General features: G+C 38.1%; 20 protein-coding genes and 1 pseudogene. 12 read left to right on the top strand and 9 right to left on the bottom strand.

Translation table 11 applies throughout. The features are described from left to right. Positions 1–180 precede the first annotated feature (180 nt). The 5 genes from M014_RS0124285 to M014_RS0124265 all read left to right on the top strand — a co-directional run bounded on the left by M014_RS0124285 (position 181) and on the right by M014_RS0124265 (position 6,640). A complete protein-coding gene (locus M014_RS0124285; RefSeq protein WP_026594007.1) occupies positions 181–1,065 on the top strand; it encodes a D-amino-acid transaminase in 885 nt (294 codons plus the stop codon). A 209-nt stretch (positions 1,066–1,274) separates the two neighbouring features. Then, positions 1,275–2,945, top strand: a complete 1,671-nt coding sequence (locus M014_RS0124280; RefSeq protein ID WP_026594006.1) for a C40 family peptidase — start codon at positions 1,275–1,277, stop codon at positions 2,943–2,945. A gap of 330 nt (positions 2,946–3,275) precedes the next feature. Next, positions 3,276–4,487 (top strand): NupC/NupG family nucleoside CNT transporter, encoded by a 1,212-nt coding sequence (locus M014_RS0124275; protein WP_026594005.1) that lies wholly within the window; start codon positions 3,276–3,278, stop codon positions 4,485–4,487. Positions 4,488–4,595: 108 nt separating this feature from the next. Continuing rightward, on the top strand, positions 4,596–5,348 hold the full coding sequence (locus tag M014_RS0124270; protein WP_026594004.1) for a dGTP triphosphohydrolase: 753 nt from the start codon (positions 4,596–4,598) through the stop codon (positions 5,346–5,348). Next, a complete protein-coding gene (locus M014_RS0124265; protein ID WP_026594003.1) occupies positions 5,345–6,640 on the top strand; it encodes a glycosyltransferase family 2 protein in 1,296 nt (431 codons plus the stop codon). The genes M014_RS0124270 and M014_RS0124265 overlap by 4 nt, the downstream gene beginning before the upstream one ends. A gap of 310 nt (positions 6,641–6,950) precedes the next feature. Here M014_RS0124265 and M014_RS30405 read toward each other — a convergent pair whose 3' ends face one another. Beyond that, a complete protein-coding gene (locus M014_RS30405; RefSeq protein ID WP_090695650.1) occupies positions 6,951–7,085 on the bottom strand; it encodes a hypothetical protein in 135 nt (44 codons plus the stop codon). Between the two features lie 166 nt (positions 7,086–7,251). Next, positions 7,252–7,562: pseudogene (locus tag M014_RS28830) on the bottom strand (BCCT family transporter); the annotation flags it as partial. Positions 7,563–8,264: 702 nt separating this feature from the next. Here M014_RS28830 and M014_RS0124255 point away from each other — a divergent pair. From M014_RS0124255 to M014_RS0124240, 4 genes are all read left to right on the top strand, one after another. Next, the gene (locus M014_RS0124255) at positions 8,265–9,155 is read left to right on the top strand and encodes a cell wall-binding protein EntA (protein WP_026594002.1); all 891 of its coding nucleotides are present in this window, start codon (positions 8,265–8,267) and stop codon (positions 9,153–9,155) included. Between the two features lie 87 nt (positions 9,156–9,242). Beyond that, a complete protein-coding gene (locus M014_RS0124250; protein WP_026594001.1) occupies positions 9,243–9,515 on the top strand; it encodes a DUF3910 family protein in 273 nt (90 codons plus the stop codon). 155 nt (positions 9,516–9,670) lie between these two features. Beyond that, the gene (locus M014_RS0124245) at positions 9,671–11,290 is read left to right on the top strand and encodes an SWIM zinc finger family protein (protein WP_026594000.1); all 1,620 of its coding nucleotides are present in this window, start codon (positions 9,671–9,673) and stop codon (positions 11,288–11,290) included. Continuing rightward, a complete protein-coding gene (locus M014_RS0124240; protein ID WP_026593999.1) occupies positions 11,274–14,030 on the top strand; it encodes a DEAD/DEAH box helicase in 2,757 nt (918 codons plus the stop codon). The genes M014_RS0124245 and M014_RS0124240 overlap by 17 nt, the downstream gene beginning before the upstream one ends. A gap of 39 nt (positions 14,031–14,069) precedes the next feature. Here the strand turns inward: M014_RS0124240 and M014_RS0124235 are convergent, their stop codons facing one another. After that, a complete protein-coding gene (locus tag M014_RS0124235; protein WP_026593998.1) occupies positions 14,070–14,555 on the bottom strand; it encodes a VanZ family protein in 486 nt (161 codons plus the stop codon). Positions 14,556–14,665: 110 nt separating this feature from the next. Between M014_RS0124235 and M014_RS0124230 the strand changes: the two genes are divergently transcribed. Together M014_RS0124230 and M014_RS0124225 are read left to right on the top strand one after the other, a co-directional pair. Further along, positions 14,666–14,890, top strand: a complete 225-nt coding sequence (locus tag M014_RS0124230; RefSeq protein WP_026593997.1) for a DUF1659 domain-containing protein — start codon at positions 14,666–14,668, stop codon at positions 14,888–14,890. Positions 14,891–14,918: 28 nt separating this feature from the next. Then, the gene (locus M014_RS0124225) at positions 14,919–15,134 is read left to right on the top strand and encodes a DUF2922 domain-containing protein (RefSeq protein ID WP_026593996.1); all 216 of its coding nucleotides are present in this window, start codon (positions 14,919–14,921) and stop codon (positions 15,132–15,134) included. Between the two features lie 20 nt (positions 15,135–15,154). Here M014_RS0124225 and M014_RS0124220 read toward each other — a convergent pair whose 3' ends face one another. Further along, positions 15,155–15,556 (bottom strand): DUF4359 domain-containing protein, encoded by a 402-nt coding sequence (locus tag M014_RS0124220; protein WP_026593995.1) that lies wholly within the window; start codon positions 15,554–15,556, stop codon positions 15,155–15,157. A 301-nt stretch (positions 15,557–15,857) separates the two neighbouring features. Here M014_RS0124220 and M014_RS0124215 point away from each other — a divergent pair, with 301 nt between their 5' ends. Continuing rightward, positions 15,858–16,337, top strand: coding sequence for a competence protein ComK (locus M014_RS0124215; protein WP_155924363.1), 480 nt, complete (start codon positions 15,858–15,860; stop codon positions 16,335–16,337). 101 nt (positions 16,338–16,438) lie between these two features. On the opposite strand, the gene M014_RS0124210 is transcribed toward M014_RS0124215, so the two are convergent. The 5 genes from M014_RS0124210 to M014_RS29815 all read right to left on the bottom strand — a co-directional run. Continuing rightward, complete coding sequence (locus tag M014_RS0124210) at positions 16,439–16,906, bottom strand: sigma-70 family RNA polymerase sigma factor (protein ID WP_026593993.1); 468 nt, start codon at positions 16,904–16,906, stop codon at positions 16,439–16,441. Positions 16,907–17,121: 215 nt separating this feature from the next. After that, a complete protein-coding gene (locus M014_RS0124205; RefSeq protein ID WP_026593992.1) occupies positions 17,122–17,817 on the bottom strand; it encodes a Yip1 family protein in 696 nt (231 codons plus the stop codon). Positions 17,818–17,950: 133 nt separating this feature from the next. Further along, entirely contained in the window at positions 17,951–19,150 is a 1,200-nt protein-coding gene (locus tag M014_RS0124200) for an ABC transporter permease (RefSeq protein WP_026593991.1), read from the bottom strand. Further along, complete coding sequence (locus tag M014_RS0124195; protein WP_026593990.1) at positions 19,147–19,827, bottom strand: ABC transporter ATP-binding protein; 681 nt, start codon at positions 19,825–19,827, stop codon at positions 19,147–19,149. Before M014_RS0124195 ends, M014_RS0124200 begins: the two co-directional genes overlap by 4 nt. After that, positions 19,824–20,318: hypothetical protein (locus tag M014_RS29815; RefSeq protein WP_026593989.1), on the bottom strand; the 495-nt coding region annotated here is incomplete at its 5' end. The genes M014_RS0124195 and M014_RS29815, both read right to left, overlap by 4 nt.

Genomic DNA, 20,318 nt, shown 5'->3' with positions numbered 1-20,318 from the left:
TTTATTTCTAAAAAGCAGGATTCTTATTTCTCATTTACGAATTGATATATGCGAAATGCATTAAGGTGGAAATTCTATCATTTTTTCATCTTCCGCTAATGGAATATCCTCACCAATCGTTTTATTACAACTATCACCTACAAACGATTCACCACTCATCATTCAAACAATTAAGAAAGGATGGGAAGTAAAATGGCGTACGAAAGATTTGTATTATGGAATGATCAAATTATTGATACAAATAAAACAGAGCCGTACATACAATTAGAAGAACGCGGCTTACAATTTGGAGATGGGGTCTATGAAGTAATTCGTATTTACAAAGGAAACATTCATTTATTAGACCCACATTTAACAAGATTATACCGTTCAATGGATGAAATAGAATTAACATTACCTTGCTCTAAAGCAGAACTTATTACCTTGCTTTACAAATTACTTGAAAATAATACATTCCAAGAAGATGGTACAATCTACTTACAAGTTTCTCGAGGAGTACAACATCGTGTACACACATTTTCTTTTGATGTAACCCCAACAATCTATGCTTATATCTCCAAAAAAGAACGACCCGCTTTATGGATTGAATATGGAGTACGTGCTATCTCAGAACCTGATACACGTTGGCTCCGCTGTGACATTAAATCCTTAAATTTATTGCCAAATATACTGGCTGCCACAAAAGCAGAACGTAAAGGGTGTAAAGAAGCCCTTCTCGTGCGTAATGGAATTGTTACAGAGGGTAGTTGCTCGAATTTTTTCCTAGTAAAAAAAGGGATTCTTTATACACACCCTGCCAACCATTTAATCTTAAACGGGATTGTCCGCCAATACATTCTCTCTTTAGCAAACAAACTACAACTTCCTGTACAAGAAGGACTATTCAGCATTCGTGATGTCTATAATGCTGACGAATGCTTCTTCACAGGAACAACTGTAGAAGTTTTGCCTATGACGCATCTTGATGGAACTGCTATCCAAGATGGACAAGTTGGACGAATTACCAAATTACTACAAAAAACATTTATGCAGAGCTTTTCAACTTCTAACATCTCATTACCTTAAACACGGACGATGTCATATTAACTATACATTAATATATGTGTTTTCATTTAAAATCAAGGTGAAGAATACACCTTGATTTTTTTTGTAATACTTTTGACATATTCAGATTCCCGCATAAACCTTGACAGTAATCGACATGCCTTTTAGAATTTTTAACAGTTGGTAAATATTTCATCACTATATCACAGACAGAAAGGAATCGACAAAACATGAAAAAATATCTTGCCGGTCTTGCGGCAGTGTCTGTAGCGGGAGGCGCAGCCCCGACATTAGATAGCGTTCAAGCTGCCCCTGAAAACACTCAGAAACCTGCTGCACAAGCTGTTCAAGCTGCACCACAAAACAATTCAAACTACACAGTAACTGCTGACGTACTACACGTGCGCTCAGGGTCCAGTACTTCTCACGACATCATCTCTCGCGTATACGAGGGACAAACATTAAACGTAATCGGTGAAGAAAACGGTTGGGTTAAAATTAATCATAATGGTAAAACAGGTTATGTAAGCGGAGAATTTGTATCCAAAAATGGTGCAAAACCAAACGTAAGCACAGGTGGTAAAAACAAAGTTACTGCTGACGTATTACGTGTTCGCACAAGCCCAGATCCTTCTAGTTCTATTATGGGACGTGTATACGAGGGACAAACATTAAACGTAATCAGTGAAGAAAATGGTTGGGTTAAAATTAGCCACAATGGTAAAACAGGTTATGTAAGCGGAGAATTTGTATCTGGCGCTTCTTCAAATAATGGAACAGCAGTTAAACCTGCAAACGGAAATTATACTGTGAGCGTATCTTCCCTTCGTGTTCGTACAGGCCCTAGTATTTCTCATACAGTTTTAGGATCTGTTCATAAAGGACAAGTTGTACAAGTTGTTGGCGAAGTTCAAGATTGGCTCAAAATTAACTACGCAGGACAAACAGCATATATTAGCAAAAACTACGTAACAAAAGGCGGTTCTAGTAACAATACTAACCAAGGTAACAATGAGCAAGAAAATAACAATACAACTGTTCGAACTGATGGTACTTACGTTGTTAACGCAACATCTTTACGTGTTCGTACAGGTCCAGCTGAATACCATGGTGTGCTTGGTGGCGTATTAAATGGGCAAACATTAAACGTAATTGGCGCAGAGAATGGTTGGTTCAAAATCAATCATCACGGTAAAACGGGTTATGTGAGCAGCAAGTATGTGACATTCGTTAAAGGCGGCACAACTACACCCGAAAAACCACAGCAACCACAAACAACTGTTGGCGAATACTACATTAATGTAGCCGCATTAAATGTACGTAGCGGCGAAGGTACAAATTACAGCGTAATTGGTGCTCTTCCACAAGGCCAAAAAGTGCAAGTTATTTCTGAACATTACGGCTGGAGCAAAATTAACTACAACGGTCGCACTGGCTATGTAGGAACTCGCTACCTATCTAAAACACCAGTTGGTGGCGCTGTAAACAATAAGCCTAACAACAATAACAACCAAAATAACAATACAGGTAACACAAGTGGCGATATGTCTTCTATCCTTGCATATGCAAAATCCATGCAAGGTGTACCATATGTATGGGGCGGTACTTCTGCTAATGGCGTTGACTGTAGTGGTTACATTTTCCACGTATATAACAAATTCGGTCATAACATTAGCCGTCAAAGCGTTGCAGGATATTGGAGTAGCTTACCAAAGACTTCAAATCCACAACCAGGTGACTTAATTTATTTCCAAAACACTTATAAGCCGGGTCCTTCGCATATGGGTATTTACCTTGGTGGTGGATCATTCATTCAAGCTGGCGACAACGGCGTAAAAATTGTTTCAGTAAATAATTCTTATTGGAGCAGCCACCTCTTAGGATATACAAAAGCACCTTAAGTCATAGTTTCAGAGTCTTCTAGAATACTAGAAGGCTCTTTTTTAGTTTTATAGATTTTAAATGTGCAGCCTTCTTCTCATTTCATACACTACATTCTACGAAAACATTCTAAAACGTCACAATAATGATGCATTTTTTTTAACATAACCAAATTCTTTATTTTAGGATAGATATGTGTTTTTTAACAAAATCTTCTTTCTATTTAAACTTTTCGGTAGACGTTTGACCTCTGATGTCCGGTATGATACGTTACTTAAGATGCTATTTTCGTTGAGTATAGACATCTGTTATGTACACTTTTTTACTATGAGAAAGGAGATTTACACTGTATGAATGTTTTATGGGGAATTGGCGGCGTGATTGGAGTTTTAGCAATCGCTTTCTTATTATCTTCCAACCGCAAAGCTATTAATTGGCGTACGATTTTAATCGCGCTAGCATTACAAATTACATTTTCTTTCATCGTGTTACGATGGGATGCCGGAAAAGCTGGCTTAAAAGTTGCTTCTGACGGCGTTCAAGGCTTAATCAATTTTTCTTATGAGGGAATTAAATTCGTCGTTGGGGATTTAGTAAACGCAAAAGGTCCTTGGGGCTTCGTCTTCGTAATTCAAGCACTACTTCCAATTGTATTTATTAGTTCATTAGTAGCAATCTTATATTATTTTGGTATTATGCAAAAATTCGTTAGTATCGTTGGTGGTGCATTAAGCAAACTTCTTGGAACTTCTAAAGCAGAAAGTTTAAATGCAGTAACAACTGTTTTCTTAGGACAGACAGAAGCACCAATTTTAATTAAACCGTACTTAACACGTCTAACAAACAGTGAATTCTTCACAATTATGGTAAGCGGTATGACAGCTGTCGCTGGATCGGTTCTTGTCGGTTATGCAGCAATGGGAATTCCGCTAGAGCACTTATTAGCAGCAGCAATTATGGCAGCACCATCAAGCTTATTAATTTCAAAACTAATTATGCCAGAAACAGAAAAACCAGATAACAATGTACAACTTTCTACAGAGCGTGAAGATGCTAACGTTATCGATGCAGCAGCACGCGGTGCATCTGAAGGAATGCAGCTTGTTATTAACGTTGCAGCAATGTTAATGGCGTTCATCGCATTAATCGCTGTATTAAACGGCCTATTAGGATGGGTTGGATCTTGGTTCCATATTAAACTTAGCCTTGATTTAATCTTTGGTTACTTATTATCACCATTTGCCATCTTAATCGGTGTTTCACCAAACGAAGCTGTACAAGCTGCTGGTTTCATCGGTCAAAAACTCGCAATCAACGAATTCGTTGCTTACGCAAACTTAGGACCACATATGGCAGAGCTGTCTGATAAAACAAATATGATCTTAACATTTGCAATTTGCGGCTTTGCAAACTTCTCTTCTATCGCAATTCAATTAGGTGTGACAGGGACACTTGCCCCTTCTCGCCGTAAACAAATTGCACAGCTAGGGATTAAAGCCGTAATCGCTGGAACACTAGCGAACTTCTTAAACGCAGCTGTTGCAGGTATGATGTTCTTATAATAAACAGTGAGCTGATCCGAACTTTCGGGTCAGCCTTTTTTTATGAATGTATCCTCCCCCTTCTAGCACATATTACATATAAAAACCTATTTGTTAGGAGGTACACCAATGAAGAAAACTCCCAATCAAATCATACTGTTATGGATTGTTCAAATTTTATTCTATTTCACCACAATCCATATAAACTCCTATCCTTATGCTTTTTTCTTCACAATTATTTATGTACTCATCAACTTACTATTTCTATTCATTTCAAATAAATTCGCTTTTATTTTATTTATTGCCGGCACTCTCCTCTCCGTCTTCTATTTATTTTATGAAGCATGGTTATATTTATGGAGTACTTCCACACAATTTTCCTATATCATTGCTCATTTCCTAACAACCGCAAATTTCTTTCTTATTTATATATCGACCTATATGTTAAAAAAACTCGTGAATGAAAATAAACGCCTGCGAAAGCAAGTTCAAAAGCTCGAACAATACATTGGAGAGACAAAGCTATTAACAAGACAAGAATTTGAAAAACGTGGTTTATTGCTCGAAACTGCTATGAAAAGACGTAGTGAAACGGGAATGCTCATCTACTTTTCGTTTTCCTCTTTTAGTAGCTATACGCGACAAAGCGTCATGGATCACGTTGCCTCCCTCCTACTCGATACAGTGCTAAGTGATTTTGATTTAGTTGGAAAATATGATGATAATACATTGGTCATTTTACTTCAAAATATAAATGAAGTTGGTGTAAATATCGTCCTGAAGCGTCTTGAACATAAATGGGAAGAATGGTTCACAGAAGAGGCTATTTCAAAAATCAAAATAAAACAAGAACAGCTTGGAGGGAAGGGATTAACAATATGATGACCCTTATTCTTCTTCTGTTATTTCTTCTATTTTGTCTGCTTGTTTTTTGGATTAGTACTATTTTTTCTATTAAATATGTACTTATTTTTACAGCCTTCTTATTTTCAGGCTTACTCGTCTACTATTCCTTACTAACAATCGCTGGCCTTATTCATCGACAGCGTAAATTAAAGGATCGTACATTAGAACATTATCCAAGCGTAGATATTCTGATTCCTGCTCATAATGAAGGCGTTGTTATTATGGATACGTTAGCCGCGATGGCAAATATTGAATATCCCGGAAAACTTACGATTTATTTATTAAATGACAATTCCAAAGATGAAACCGGAGAAATTAGCGATGAATACGATAAGGCATATGCTCATATAAGGCATATTCGCGTACCACCTGGGGAACCGAAAGGAAAATCACGCGTATTAAACTATGGACTTAGCATATCAAATGGAAAATACTTTTGTGTATACGATGCCGATAATCAGCCAGAACCTCATGCTCTTCGCATGCTTGTTGAATACGCAGAAACGACAAAAGATGCTGTCGGTGCTGTCGGCCATGTGCGTACTGTTAATGAAAAACGAAATTGGCTTACAAGGATGATTTCTCTTGAGTTTCAAATCTTCCAGCTACTCATGCAATCTGGCCGTTGGCTCCTATTCCAAACCGGCTCATTAACAGGAACAAACATGCTCCTTCGCCGCTCTGCACTTGAAGAACTTGGCGGCTATGACCCTTATGCCATTGCGGAGGATGCAGAACTCACATTACGAATTACACAAAAAGGCTATCTATTACCAATCGTACCGGAATCCATTACATGGGAACAAGAACCTGAACATTTAAACATCCTAATTAAACAACGAACGCGCTGGCTCCAAGGAAACTTATACATTTTAGAAAAGATGTTTTCCTCCTTCAGCTTCTTTAAAGGAAAACTACTCGTTCATTCACTGCAGCAAGTATTAGTATACATTGTCTTTTGGCTATTCTTAATCATTTCAAATGTATGGTTGATCATCGGTCTACTAGGCCTGTTTCAAATCAACTATGCAATCCCGCTGCTATTTACGTGGTACGTCGCCTACATTACGTACACCTCGCAGCTCTTTAGTGCACAAAGTGTCGAAAACACATTCACACCGCTAAACATTTTTATCAGCATCATCATGTATTTCACATACGCCCAGCTCTTTACGTACTTATTTATCAGAAGCCTCATCCTATACTTGCGCGCTAAAGGTAAAAAACAAATTATCGGATGGGACAAAACAGTACGGTTTAAAAAATAAAAGCGGAAGCGGCTCGTTCAGAACAGGAGGGCGTTGGAACTCCTGAATCAGAGGCGCTCTTTGCCTCAGGTGAAGGAGTGAAACGACCGACTGTTCTAGCCGCTGGAGCTGGATATCAATAAAAGCGCATGCGGCTAGAATGAAATTAAACAAACGTTTGATTAAAAAAATAAGCACAGAGCGCCGTATGCTCTGTGCTTATTTTTACTATAAAATCTATATATCGGACAATACCCCTTAGTCGAAAGCAATTTTCACGTCCATCCCCCAACGAACGATCTACTTTCATTTATATACGAAAAAGTGACTGCTATTTTTGTAAAACCAATTGCTTCTCTTGTTGTTCTTTAGATACCTCAGTCTTTGGTTCCGTGTTTGCTTGAACACTACGATGTGCCACACGTTTCAAACAAATATGCTTCCACTTTCTTTCGTAACGCTTCATTATTCTAGTTGTCCCCCTTGAATACGCTTAAAAACCATTTGAAATCGCTTACAAGAAATAATATAGCACATATACGGAAAAGTGACAACACATTTCCGACAAATTTTTGACACAAATTTGGATTATGTTTGTCAATATATCAATAGTTTACACATTACAGCAAATATCCGACAATATGCGACAAATTAAATAAAATCACAAACCCTGTCAAATAACTATAATTTGGTTTATCGTCCTCATTCCCTAAACGGATTGAACCATATTTTGAAAAGATTAAAAAGATAGCTAAACCTAAGAAAATAGAAACAGAAATAATAGAGAACCAAACTTACTTACTAACGCCGTTTGGATTGTAGCTGTTACATTTCCTAAACTACCTTTTCCAATAACAGACTCAGGAATAATCCCCCATGCGATACATAATGTTAATGAGATAAATCGGATAAACAACAATTTTAGTGAGTGGGTTTTCTTCATTCCACACTGATAATTTTCTCTCATCAATCAAGCTTTTATAGAGATATCTTCTCTAAATATTGAGATGCACATATTGCTATTCACGAATAGCTGGATAAAATGAAATATTTCTTGTGGTGATTTTCTTAAGCCCCGCGAAAATGAGCCTTCACCAATTGAGCTCTTGATAGACAGTTCCTTCCTCCTTATTCCCTTTAAGAATGGAAAAGAAGAGTATGACTGTCCGTTGGTATGAGATAGATGCGAATGGAAAAGTGTGTTTTTCCCCAAAAATGATGTGTTACAGTTGTAAAAAAGGCACATGCACGGATTGCGCCCCTTTCTTTTTGTAACAATTATGCGGTTGTTTTTGTAGGATATAGCACTTCTTTGTGAGCAAATAAACAAATTGTTTATGTTTATATAACTATTTTAGTTATATATCGACGAATTACTCAAGGAATGTAACCTTTTAGTAACCATGTCGTAACGATCGCGCAACATTATTATCTTAATCGAAAAACATCCTTTGAGTTACAAATAATAGAGATATCTACTAAACCTCCGAAAAACATGGAACGAAAACCGCTTTCTATTATTTTTTTCTATATTACAGAGTATTAATGATTTGTTACGAATGGTTTGTAATTGTGTGTTTTCCCAAATTCCGAAAAAAACTGTTGCTATAATGAGGACACGAAAACAAACGCAATGGAGGCTATCATGAAAAAATTAATTGGTATAGCAACAGCAGCAGTTTTTGGTCTTGGGATTTTCACTACTTCTGCACAAGCAGAAACTGTTGTAACAACAGACGTATTAAATGTACGAGAGAACCCAACTACTGGATCACAAGTTGTAGGCAAAGTATTAAATGGTCATAAACTAGATGTTACAAATACAGAAAACGGATGGTCAAAAATCAAATTAGATGGTAAAGACGCATTCGTAAATGCAGAATTCACAAAAAGCATCTATTACGTAACAGCAAACGTATTAAACGTACGTGCTGAAGCGAACACAAACTCAGAAATTCTTGGTACGCTTAAGAAAGACGATATGATTGAAACAACGAACCAAGTACAAAATGAGTGGTTACAATTCGAATATAATGGGAAAACAGCTTACGTTCATGTTCCTTTCTTAACAGGTACAGCACCTGTTATTGAAAAACAAGAAACGCCTGTACCTGCTAAAGCAGAAGCGACTGCTAAAACTACAGCACCTGCTAAAGCAGAAGCACCAGTAGCACAAGCAAAACCTGCTACTCAAGTAAAAGCAGCAGAAACAAACGCTCCTTCTGGTGGCCGTGAACTAACAGTTGTAGCGACTGCATATACAGCTCATCCGAGCGAAAATGGCGGCACATATGGTGGCCGTGTATTAACTGCAATGGGTCATGACTTAACAGCGAATCCAAACATGAAGATGATCGCTGTTGATCCGAAAGTGATTCCACTAGGATCAAAAGTATGGGTAGAAGGATATGGAGAAGCAATTGCTGGTGACACTGGCGGTGCAATTAAAGGTAACCGTATCGACGTTCTAGTTGGCTCTGATTCAGCTGCTGATAAATGGGGACGTAAAACTGTAAAAGTGAAAATTTTAAAATAATCAATTACTGCTAAAAATTCAGCCAGTCCTCTTATTATTTGAGGGCTGGCTTTTATTTTTTTATAATAACAATAAGGAGGTTACAATATGAACCTGAATGCAAAAATAGATTGGATTGGTACACCAAAGCCCTATCATGATGGGACAACAATTGATTTTTCACTTGAGCATGATGACAATCGCTATAAATTAATCGTGCTCAATTACGATCAATCGGTTCAGTATAAGTTCGTGCAATACGGGATTAAGCCAGGATCACAAAAACCATTTCCAATTGATATACCATTTCAAGAAGAAATGCTTCCATTAATAGAAAGAATTCTACAGGATCCATATGTACAAGCTTTTCGTATTTTGTAGAATTGGCGATATATCATGCGAAAAGACTATCTCTTTCTCTAAAAGAGATAGTCTTTTCGCATTTCAACATATGATTCGCAAATTCATTTTTTCTGTTTTCACAGCTTTTTGTTTATAATGGTAGAGGAAAGAAATCTTTTGTACGGAGGAAAATTATGCTGCAACATTCAATTACGAAAGATGAAATTATGATGATCGCGAATGAATTTGTTCAAGGACTTGATCCGCAGCAAGAAGCCGATCAAGTACATGTTGCCACTGCTCGTCACTTATATCGTAGCGGTCTTGTCTACAACGTTGATTTTGATGGCTATACGTTGTCAGGCACCGTAGACGCTGAAGGGAACGTGTATAGCGTTCATATTCCGATTCGTGATATCGCAGAAAGTTATTGTGATTGCTTTGCGCCGACGCAATGTGAGCACATGCTTGCTGTTTTACTATCTGCTGCTTCTAGCTTCGGACAAGTGGGAGAAGTATTAGCATTATTTAAAAATAAAACGAAGCCATCACTCCCTCCGATTCGAACAGCAAGGCAAGTATTACAATCGTCTGCATTTGAAGAAACGGATTTTAAAAGTTGGCACGCATATTTTGAATCTGAATATGGCGCATTTAAAAAAGAACAAGCACGGCTCTCATATAAACAAATGTATTTTCTTATGAGTATCTTTACAGACTTTTATATGAAATTAGAACGAAAAGCACCGCGCATCGTTGCCATTCATGAATTGTTCAAATTACACGGCGCACTTTTTTGCTTTCAGAAGTTATTAGAAGAAGCCAGCGACTTTGAGACAAACAAAAAGTATTCCTATCACCAACCAATTCAAGTTGTTCGTCTCTTTGTCGATAAAGTTGAATCACTTGTACGTGACTTGAAGTCAGAATCGATTCCAGCTGAAAGTGAACCAATTTTGCAAGAAACAGCTCGCCGAATGCATGATATTTTCTTCTCTACCGACTCCTATACACAGGAAAGATTCTTTATTTACCGGCATATATGGGGAGAGCTACTAGCAAAAATAGCTTGGATACACGAAGAAGAAAAACGAATTGACGAGAAGATGCATCCACTATCGAAAGCACTCGCCGCTTCTCATCTATTCTTTTTAAAACAAGAAGACAATTCTGCTATGGACTTGCTCGAAACACAACCAGCGCAAGTTGTCGGTCTTTATTTCGATTGGCTCGAAGATTTACTGAGCACTATGCAATGGGAACGCGCCAAAAACTGGCTTTCTTTCACATATAAACAAGTGAAGAACACAATGAAAGATAAAGCCGACCCTATTTTTATAAAAGATATCGTCCGTTTGTTCATTATGATGTATGAAACATATGCAACGCACACAAATGAACAAGCTGGTCTTGAAATGATTTTGCAAGAGCTATTGCCATACAGCTTCACAAACTACGAGCACTATATACTAGCAAAAAAACAATATTATACATGGACAGAACTTCATCTTTTGTACGGATTTGAAGCCATTGAACTATTAAAAGAACCACTAAAAGAAATCGAAAAAGAAGCACCAGATGCAGCTCTTCCGCTCTATCATCTCGCAGCCGTACAAGCAATTGAAGAACGGAATCGCAAGTCATACCGCCGGGCGGTCCGTTACTTAAAGAAATTACGCATGCTCTATAAGCGGCTCAAACGAACAGATGAATGGCACACTTTCATTATCCATATCACCAACTCATATTCACGCCTAAGAGCACTACAGGAAGAACTCCGGAAAGGAAAATTAATCGATGATCATACAAACTGAAGTAACAATTCGGCTCCAGCACGTAAATCAAGGTTGGTTTCTTTGGGGAGAAGATGAAGTCGGCAATCTCTTACCTATAAAAGATTGGAAACAACATGCCTTCACATGGCATTCGACTTCCTTCTATGGCACCTTCTTGAAAGAAGCTACATATGAAGGTCGAAGTGGGATTATGCTAACGAACGTTCAGGCATTTGAATATATCGCCAACAGGCCAATGAATTCATTTGCCAGGCTGAAAATGAATGGTCCCATTACCACACTTACACCTGATGCAAAGGAACTATGGGATGCCTTTGTGACTGGAAGCTTTATACCTGATATGAAGAGCTGGTCCGATCGCCCATCATGGAAAGTGAACAATGTTTCAACTGAAGATGATACACTATCATCACTTTTCTCTCAGGCAATTAATGAAAGTATTCTTCAGGACACGCGCTCGAGTGATGGCTGGGAGGATGCAAAAAGGCTATATGAGCACTATGATTTTACGAAGAAACAGCTTACAGCAGCGATGCATGAAGAAGATTGGCTCCGAAAAATTGGTTACATTGAGGATGACCTTCCCTTTACAATCGGTCTTCGCCTCCAAGAGCCGCAAGATGACTTTGAAATGTGGAAGCTTGAAACGATTATTACGACAAAGCGCGGAGCACACCGGATCTATGTATATACTAGCATCGATTCACTACCAAAAAGATGGCATAGCTATGAAGAGCGTATTCAAGAAACGCAGGAAGGGTTCGGCAAACTCGTTCCATGGCTTAAGGAAGATGATCACTTTCGAACTGAGCTTTATGAAACAGAAGCATGGAGCTTCCTAACAGAAGCAAGTAACGAATTATTAGCAGCCGGCGTTGATATTCTACTACCATCTTGGTGGCAGAATTTAAAGGCAACAAAACCGAAGTTACGCGTTCAACTGAAGCAGAATGCGAATCAAACACAATCCTTCTTCGGCATGAACACTCTCGTCGATTTCAACTGGCGCGTTTCCACAGATGGTATCGACCTATCAGAGAGTGAATTTTTTGACCTGGTCGAACAAAACAAACGACTCTTTAATTTAAACGGACAATGGATGCGACTCGACCCTGCCTTTGTTGAAGAAGTGAAAAAACTAATGAAGCGCGCAGATAAGTATGGACTTGAAATGAAGGATGTCTTGCAGCAGCACTTATCAAACGCTGCTGAAGCAGAAATCGTAGAAGAAGACAATCCATTTACAGACATTGAAATTGAGCTAGATGGTTATTACGAAGAGCTCTTTCAAAAGCTACTGCATATTGGAGACATTCCAAAAGTTCAAATATCCTCCTCCTTGCAAGCTACACTTCGCCCCTACCAAGAGCATGGTGTAGAGTGGCTCTTATATTTACGAGAGCTCGGATTTGGAGCATTGCTAGCAGATGATATGGGTCTTGGAAAAAGTATTCAAACCATTGCTTACCTATTATACGTAAAAGAAAACCGCCTCCAAACAGGCCCGGCGCTCATAATAGCACCGACATCTGTTCTTGGAAACTGGCAGAAAGAATTTGAACGCTTTGCGCCAAACTTACGAGTGCAACTACATTATGGAAGCAACCGCTCAAAAGGTGATTCATTTAAGGACTTCCTTCAAGATGCAGATATTGTGTTAACTTCTTATGCATTAGCACAACTCGATGAAGAGGAGCTAAGCGCGCAATGTTGGGATGCCATCATTCTCGATGAGGCGCAGAATATAAAGAACCCGCAAACGAAACAATCAAGAGCTGTTCGGCAATTGCGAGCAAATCATAAAATTGCTTTAACAGGTACGCCGATGGAAAACCGTTTAGCAGAGCTATGGTCTATTTTCGATTTCTTGAATCACGGATATCTCGGAAGCCTAGGTCAGTTTCAGCGTCGCTTCGTAACACCGATTGAAAAAGATCGTGACGAAGCAAAAATCCAGCAAGTACAAAGGTTCATCTCACCATTCTTACTACGCCGGACGAAACAAGATCAAACAGTTGCATTAAACTTACCGGAAAAACAAGAACAGAAAGCATACTGCCCGCTAACAGCTGAACAAGCATCACTTTATGAACAGCTCGTACAAGACACGCTACAAAACGTCGAAAACTTAACAGGCATTGAAAGACGCGGTTTTATTCTAATGATGCTTAGTAAGCTAAAGCAAATTTGTAATCATCCTGCGCTTTATTTAAAAGAAGATTCACCGAGAGATATTGTGCAGCGCTCCATGAAGACACAAACATTAATGGACCTGATTGAAAATATAAAAGATCAAAATGAAAGCTGCTTAATTTTCACCCAATATATCGGAATGGGAAATATGTTACAAAAAATATTAGAAGAGAAATTCGGTCAACGTGTTCTCTTCCTAAACGGTAGTGTGCCGAAGATAGAACGCGATAAAATGATTGAACAGTTCCAAAATGGAACATACGACATCTTCATCCTATCATTAAAAGCTGGCGGCACAGGTCTAAATTTAACTGCCGCAAACCATGTCATTCACTACGACCGCTGGTGGAATCCAGCTGTGGAAAACCAAGCGACAGACCGCGCTTATCGCATCGGTCAAAAGCGATTTGTACACGTTCATAAACTCATTACAACAGGTACACTCGAAGAAAAAATTGATGAAATGCTAGAGCGTAAACAATCGCTAAGTAGCGCTATCATCACAAGTGACAGCTGGATGACAGAACTATCAACAGACGAATTGAAAGAACTACTCGGTGTATAATAACCACCGATATATGAAAAAAAGGAGCTACCCCAAAGGTTAGCTCCTTTTTCTATACCAAAACCAATTACTTATTATAATACCTGTCAATCCGCCCGACGTATCTAAAACTGTATCTTGCCACATCGGTGTACGGTCACCTGTAAACCATTGATGAATTTCATCGAATGTTGCATACCCAGCGACAAAAAGAAGTGCAAATAAAAAGGATCTCTTCCTCGAGCATCCTGAACGATACAATGCATAGTATGCCAATGCTCCAAGCATAAAGAACACCATAAAATGAGCTCCCTTACGCAGGAAAAACTCAATAAAGCCGCCAACACCTTTATTCGCAATACTAACTGGTGTACCTCCGCCGTAATCAATGGATACCCATGAAAAATGTTCTTTCACAAATTCTACGTTCACGTACTGTTCAATATCTGAGCGCATATCCTGCTTCTTATACGGCTGCGCTGAAGAATAAAAAATAATCCCGATCCATAGTAAAACGGGAATCCAAACTAACCTTTTACGATTCATCTGTAGAAACTCCTCTCTCATTCTTCTAAGAGTACCAAAAAAAAGAAAAAATTTCACGCCAAAATATGACCATTGCCCCCTATATATATGATGAAAAGGGGGTGAAAAACATGGCGATTGAAACAATTGTAACTGATTTAAGCTTACGCCTTGTCCTAAACGGCGGCACAGACAAAAACGGGAAAGCAATTCTTAAAAACAAACAGTTTAAACGAGTAAAACCAAACGCTGATGTAGCAAAGGTGCATGAAGTTGCACATGCACTTGCTTCATTGCAAGAATTAAAGCTTCATGCTGTTCAACTTTTAAGCACATCTGACATCTCGAATCCGTAAAATTCTAATGAAAAGGAGGTAAATGAAAATGACAGTACTTGAGCTCATTTTCTTGAAAGAGGATGGAAAAACCGTTGTCTTTTCTATCGACAATCCGATTACACCTGTGAATGAACAAAACATTAACCAAGTGATGGACACGCTTCTCTCCTCTACAATTTTCTTATCACTTGGTGAAAATACCCGTAAAAAAGGAGCACGCCTTGTTGAAAAGACAGTATCCGAAGTAACAATTGCTCCTTAAACGATTAAGACGAAGCTGCATTACTTTGCAGCTTCGTCTTTTTTCTTCGGCATCTCAATCGGAATAAAAATATGAGAAAACCCGACTGAAACATATTTATAATTTTCTTTCCCTAGTGTAAATTCTGTCGTATATGTCGAGAAGAAAATATAATCGCTTCGCTTTGTATAATGGTTAATCAACACATCAACTTGTGGCTCTACATATTTCTTCGCTAACTTCTTACCAATTGTCGCAAGTTCACCAACAAGCCCATCTGGATCTTCTTTTTCAACCTCTGCTAATTTTTTACTAATATCATTGCGATTCATAAATTGTTTTGCTGCCCATTCTGTATATTCCCCTTTACTTGGGTTGCTGCTTGCTAAATATACGAAAAGAAGGACAACAAGTGCCATAATAATGATATACTTCCGTTTCATATTCTATCACCGCCTAACTGTTTCTATTTTCATATATATGTACAAGTGATGCAAATTATATAAACCTAACTTAAAAAGCGATAGAAACTCTTTCTTTTTAAGAGATAAAAAAGTATAGATTCATTTTCGTATGCAAAACAACTTATATGTCAAAAAATTAAAATGAACTTATACAGAAAACTTACTATTTACAAGGTAAAATTAAATTTACAAATATTTACAAATAATTAAAATTGTTTTTATATTCCATCTATATACTGAAATATGTAAAAACCAATATTTTTTAAGGGAGGCTTTTCAGGTGCATGATCCAGCTAATCTGTATGCTATTTCTAGTACCGTAATGATGATGATGTCTTATGAAGATCCGTTTTATCGTACTCAAATCCATACCACCAAAGGAATTCTCTACTCACCTAAGACACCTTTAGAACTAATAAAAGAATTGATTATCTTACACAATTATTCCACATATGAAGGCAGGCGGAAAGCAATTATTAAAAAATGGGATTTACGACAAAATACACCGATCCCAATTAATCATCGGCGATTCATTTGTGCCATTCCGACAAAATCACCTACCGCTTGGGATTGCATCTGGGTCTTCTACAAAGGTATTAAAGTAATAAAGAAAGACATGAATAATCAAGCAATACTACATTTTTATAATGAAGAAACAGCAGTTCTTCCCATAACCTGCTACAAAATGAAACAGCAATGGAGAAAAGCTGGTAATTTAATCGCTCAAATGATGCTTGATGATTTTCATAACGATTTCTAGCATAAAGTGAAACTTTAATCAGTCGCGGGGCTCTTACTGCCCGTTAAGGCAAGATAAACGAAATGGAGACAAGATATCCTCTTGTCTCCATTTTATATTTCCTATATCTCAGCCTGCATCTTCCCCAGTGCCTGCCGATATACCCATCTCACTTGATGATACGTCATCCCCATCTCTTCAGCAATTTCATGCATCTTCTTTCCTACATAAAAACGTTCGTAAATAATATGTTTCTCTTTCTCATCTAACAAACTCATATAATCCTGAACTTCTGATGATGCTTCCGCTCCGCATACATTTTGCAAAATTTCCTGTCCAGCGAATGTATGCCGCTTTTGAAATCTACTTTCTTTCTTCAACTTCTCTATTAAATATCCGCGCACTGTTACGAATGCATAAGCTGAAAAAGTCCCCTTCTCTTCCTCATACTTTTCATATGCCTTCCAAAGTCCAATTAAACCGCATTGATAGTACTCTTCATAATCCCGGTACAGACAAAGCCTCTTCATTTGATTTTTAATCATCTTTTCATACAACGTAACTGTTTCTGTAAAAGTAGCCGGTTTCATATCGTGCCTATTTCTAAAAGGTATACCTCTTTGTTATTCCGCGGTACCTTTACAATATAAGAAGATAAAGCGGATTTCATGGTGAGATATTTGAAATTCTGCATAGGGAAATTTCAAATATCTGTAGAGGAAATTTGAAATACGAGGCCTAGTATTTCAAATACATACAAAAATAAAAAAACGGCTCCTAATCGAGCCGTTTTCTGCACATATTCTTATCCATTGAAACTTTGCATAAACTTTACTAATACGATAACAATTAAACTTAAGAACGCTGCTTTAATAATGAAGAGAACAACAATTGGAACCGCAGCTTTTACTTTTCCTAACCCAGCTGTAATTTGTAATCCAATCCAAATTAATACGATATTCCATAAATAAAATATCTCAACTACACTACCAATTGCATACCCTATAGTACCTTGGTCAAATAATGGTGCTAAGCTTGTATACCCAGTTACACCACTTCCAAAAATTAAACCTAAAAGAGAATTAATAAGTCCACCAATAACAACAACAATGCTTGGATATACAATAATAGCTAACAATTTTTTGTAAGGAGTATCATTTCCAAAAAACATCATAAAGACTTTATAAACAGCTGCTACAATAAGAGTTCCAATTATTATCCCAATAAAACCTGAACCGATTGACTTACCAACTAAATATCCGATAGATTCTTCTTGACCTGTGCCAAATTTCTTCTGAATTTCCATCATCTCAGGCGATGATTGCGCCACATATGTAGATAATCCATTTACAAGTGCTTGTAACAACGCAACCAAAAAGAACATACCCCAAACCTTATCAGTCGCTTTCATTCTCTCAAACTGTAAGCCAGGAGATGTGATCATTCCTAGTAAAGATGGTTTTTCTCCACTAACCTTTTGCGAATTAACATTCGGTTCCATTCTAAAAAACCTCCTTGTATTTATATAACCCGTTCTAACGGGCGGTTCGCATCCTCTTTACTAGAGGCGGCGAACCGCCCATCAGAACACTATGTATGTGTAGTAGAGGAGCCCCCTCTACTACACTAGCAATCTATTCGTAACGAAGTGCTTCAATTGGATCTAATTTCGCTGCTTTGTTCGCTGGAATTAATCCGAAGATAATGCCGAGCGTCATCGAGAATAACACACCGCCAACGACAACTTCCCATGAAACGAGAGGTGGCCATTTTGCAAATGTGGACACAATATATGCGCCTCCGTAGCCAAGGCCGATTCCAATTAATCCACCAAGAAGCGTTAACATAACGGCTTCAATTAGGAATTGCAGCAAGATTTTACTGCGCGTTGCTCCAAGTGCTTTACGTACCCCAATCTCACGCGTACGCTCTGTTACGGATACAAGCATGATGTTCATTACACCAATACCACCAACGACTAATGAAATTCCAGCGATACCGCCAATGATCATCGTCATGATACTTGTTACTTTCGAAACACCTTCTTGGAATTCTTTTAAATTCACCATTTCGTATTTACCGGAAATCTCACTTGGCTTACGACTATTTAACACTTCAACTGCTTTTTTGCCGGCAGTCTCCAAACTATCTACATTTTTTGACTGTACAGCGATACTTTGAATTTCATCTGTTCCGTATAAAGTTGGCCATAACGTAAGAGGAACTAGCGCCTCTGAAGGACCCATTCCCATAAACGAATTCTCTGATTTATACACACCGATAATTTGCATCGGTTGACCCTTCATCTCAATAATTTTCCCAACAGGATTCTCTTTCTTAAACAACTCATCTTCCATTTTCGTACTAATCATGACCACGTTATTTCCTTGCGAAATATCGTTTTCATTGAGTGAGCGACCCTTTACTACTTTCGTCTTATTGACTTCAAAATACTCACTATCTAGTCCAATAACATTAACCATCTCTTTTTTATCATTAATTTCAAGTGGTTCCATCGTATTATTTGTTGTAATGACATGAGAAATTTCCGGGAGCTTTTTCACTTCAAAGATGTCTTCTTCCGTTATTTTCGGTATTTCACTCGCTCCCATTCCATACGGATCATTAATATCCGCAGCGAAGTGGATTGGCATGACATTATTACCAGAACCAGCAATTTGTGACTTTAACATTGCTTCCCCACCTTGCCCAATCGCAACAACAGTAATAATAGAACCGACACCGATAATAATTCCCAGCATCGTAAGTGCTGAGCGCAGTTTATGAGCTAAAATAGAAGATAGGGCAATTTTGATACTATCTAGTAAACTCATACCGCACACCTTCTATCTTCTGTAATTTTCCCATCCCTTAACACAATTCGGCGCGAAGAATACGCCGCAACTTCTTCCTCATGTGTAACCATAACAATCGTCGTACCTTCTGCGTTTAACTTCGTGAATATATCCATAACTTGTTCCCCTGATTTTGTATCAAGAGCACCAGTTGGCTCATCAGCCATAATAAACGTTGGATCATTCGCAATGGAACGAGCAATCGCCACACGCTGCTTTTGTCCACCTGAAAGTTCACTGGGTAAGTGATGCACACGGTCTGATAATCCGACTTTTCCAAGCGCTTCAAGAGCTCTTTGACGGCGCTCAGCTTTCTTCACACCACCATAGATAAGTGGAAGCTCTACATTTTCTACCGCTGAAAGACGTGGCAATAAGTTAAAATGCTGGAATACAAAACCGATATATTCATTCCGAATAAGGGCAAGTTTTGCCTCGTCTGCTGTTAAGATATTCACGTTATTCAACATATATTCGCCTTCTGTTGGACGATCTAAACAACCGATAATATTCATGAGTGTTGATTTTCCGGAACCAGATGGTCCCATAATCGAAACAAACTCACCACTTTGAATCGTTAAACTAATACCATGCAAAATCGGTACTGCAAGTTTCCCTTGATAATATGTTTTATGAATATTGTTTAACGTAATCATTTTTCTTTCACTTCCATTCCGTCATACACATTGTCGGAAGGATTTTTAACCACCTTTTGCCCCACTGTTACGCCTTCAAGAACTTCTGTCCAGTCTCCGTCAGTAGAACCTTTTTTCACATTTTGTTTACGAAGCTTTCCTTTTTCTTCTACATAAACAAATGCATCATCGTCTTTTTCTACAATGCTCTTACTAGGAACCGCAATTATCTTCTTATTTTCTAAGCTTACTTGTAGCGATACATGATAACCTGGAGATAAACCTTCTTGCCCATCTAGACTTGCTTTATATGTATACTGAGACATATTTTGTGTGCCTTCACCGGCGCCAGCTGCTTGCGCCATCTCTGCACTTGTTGGGAATTCACTTACTTCTGTAATTTTCCCTGTCCATTTCTGCTTACTATTTGCTTTTGCAGTTGCAGTAAATGTTTGATCCTTTTGGATTTGTGATTTTTGAAGCTCAGTTAACGTTCCTTGAATTTGGAATGG

This window comes from Bacillus sp. UNC437CL72CviS29 (genome assembly GCF_000482345.1).
Taxonomy (GTDB): domain Bacteria; phylum Bacillota; class Bacilli; order Bacillales; family Bacillaceae_G; genus Bacillus_A; species Bacillus_A arachidis.
The sequence above is the reverse complement of the archived record's forward strand: the minus strand, read 5'-3'. Positions and strand labels throughout refer to the sequence as shown.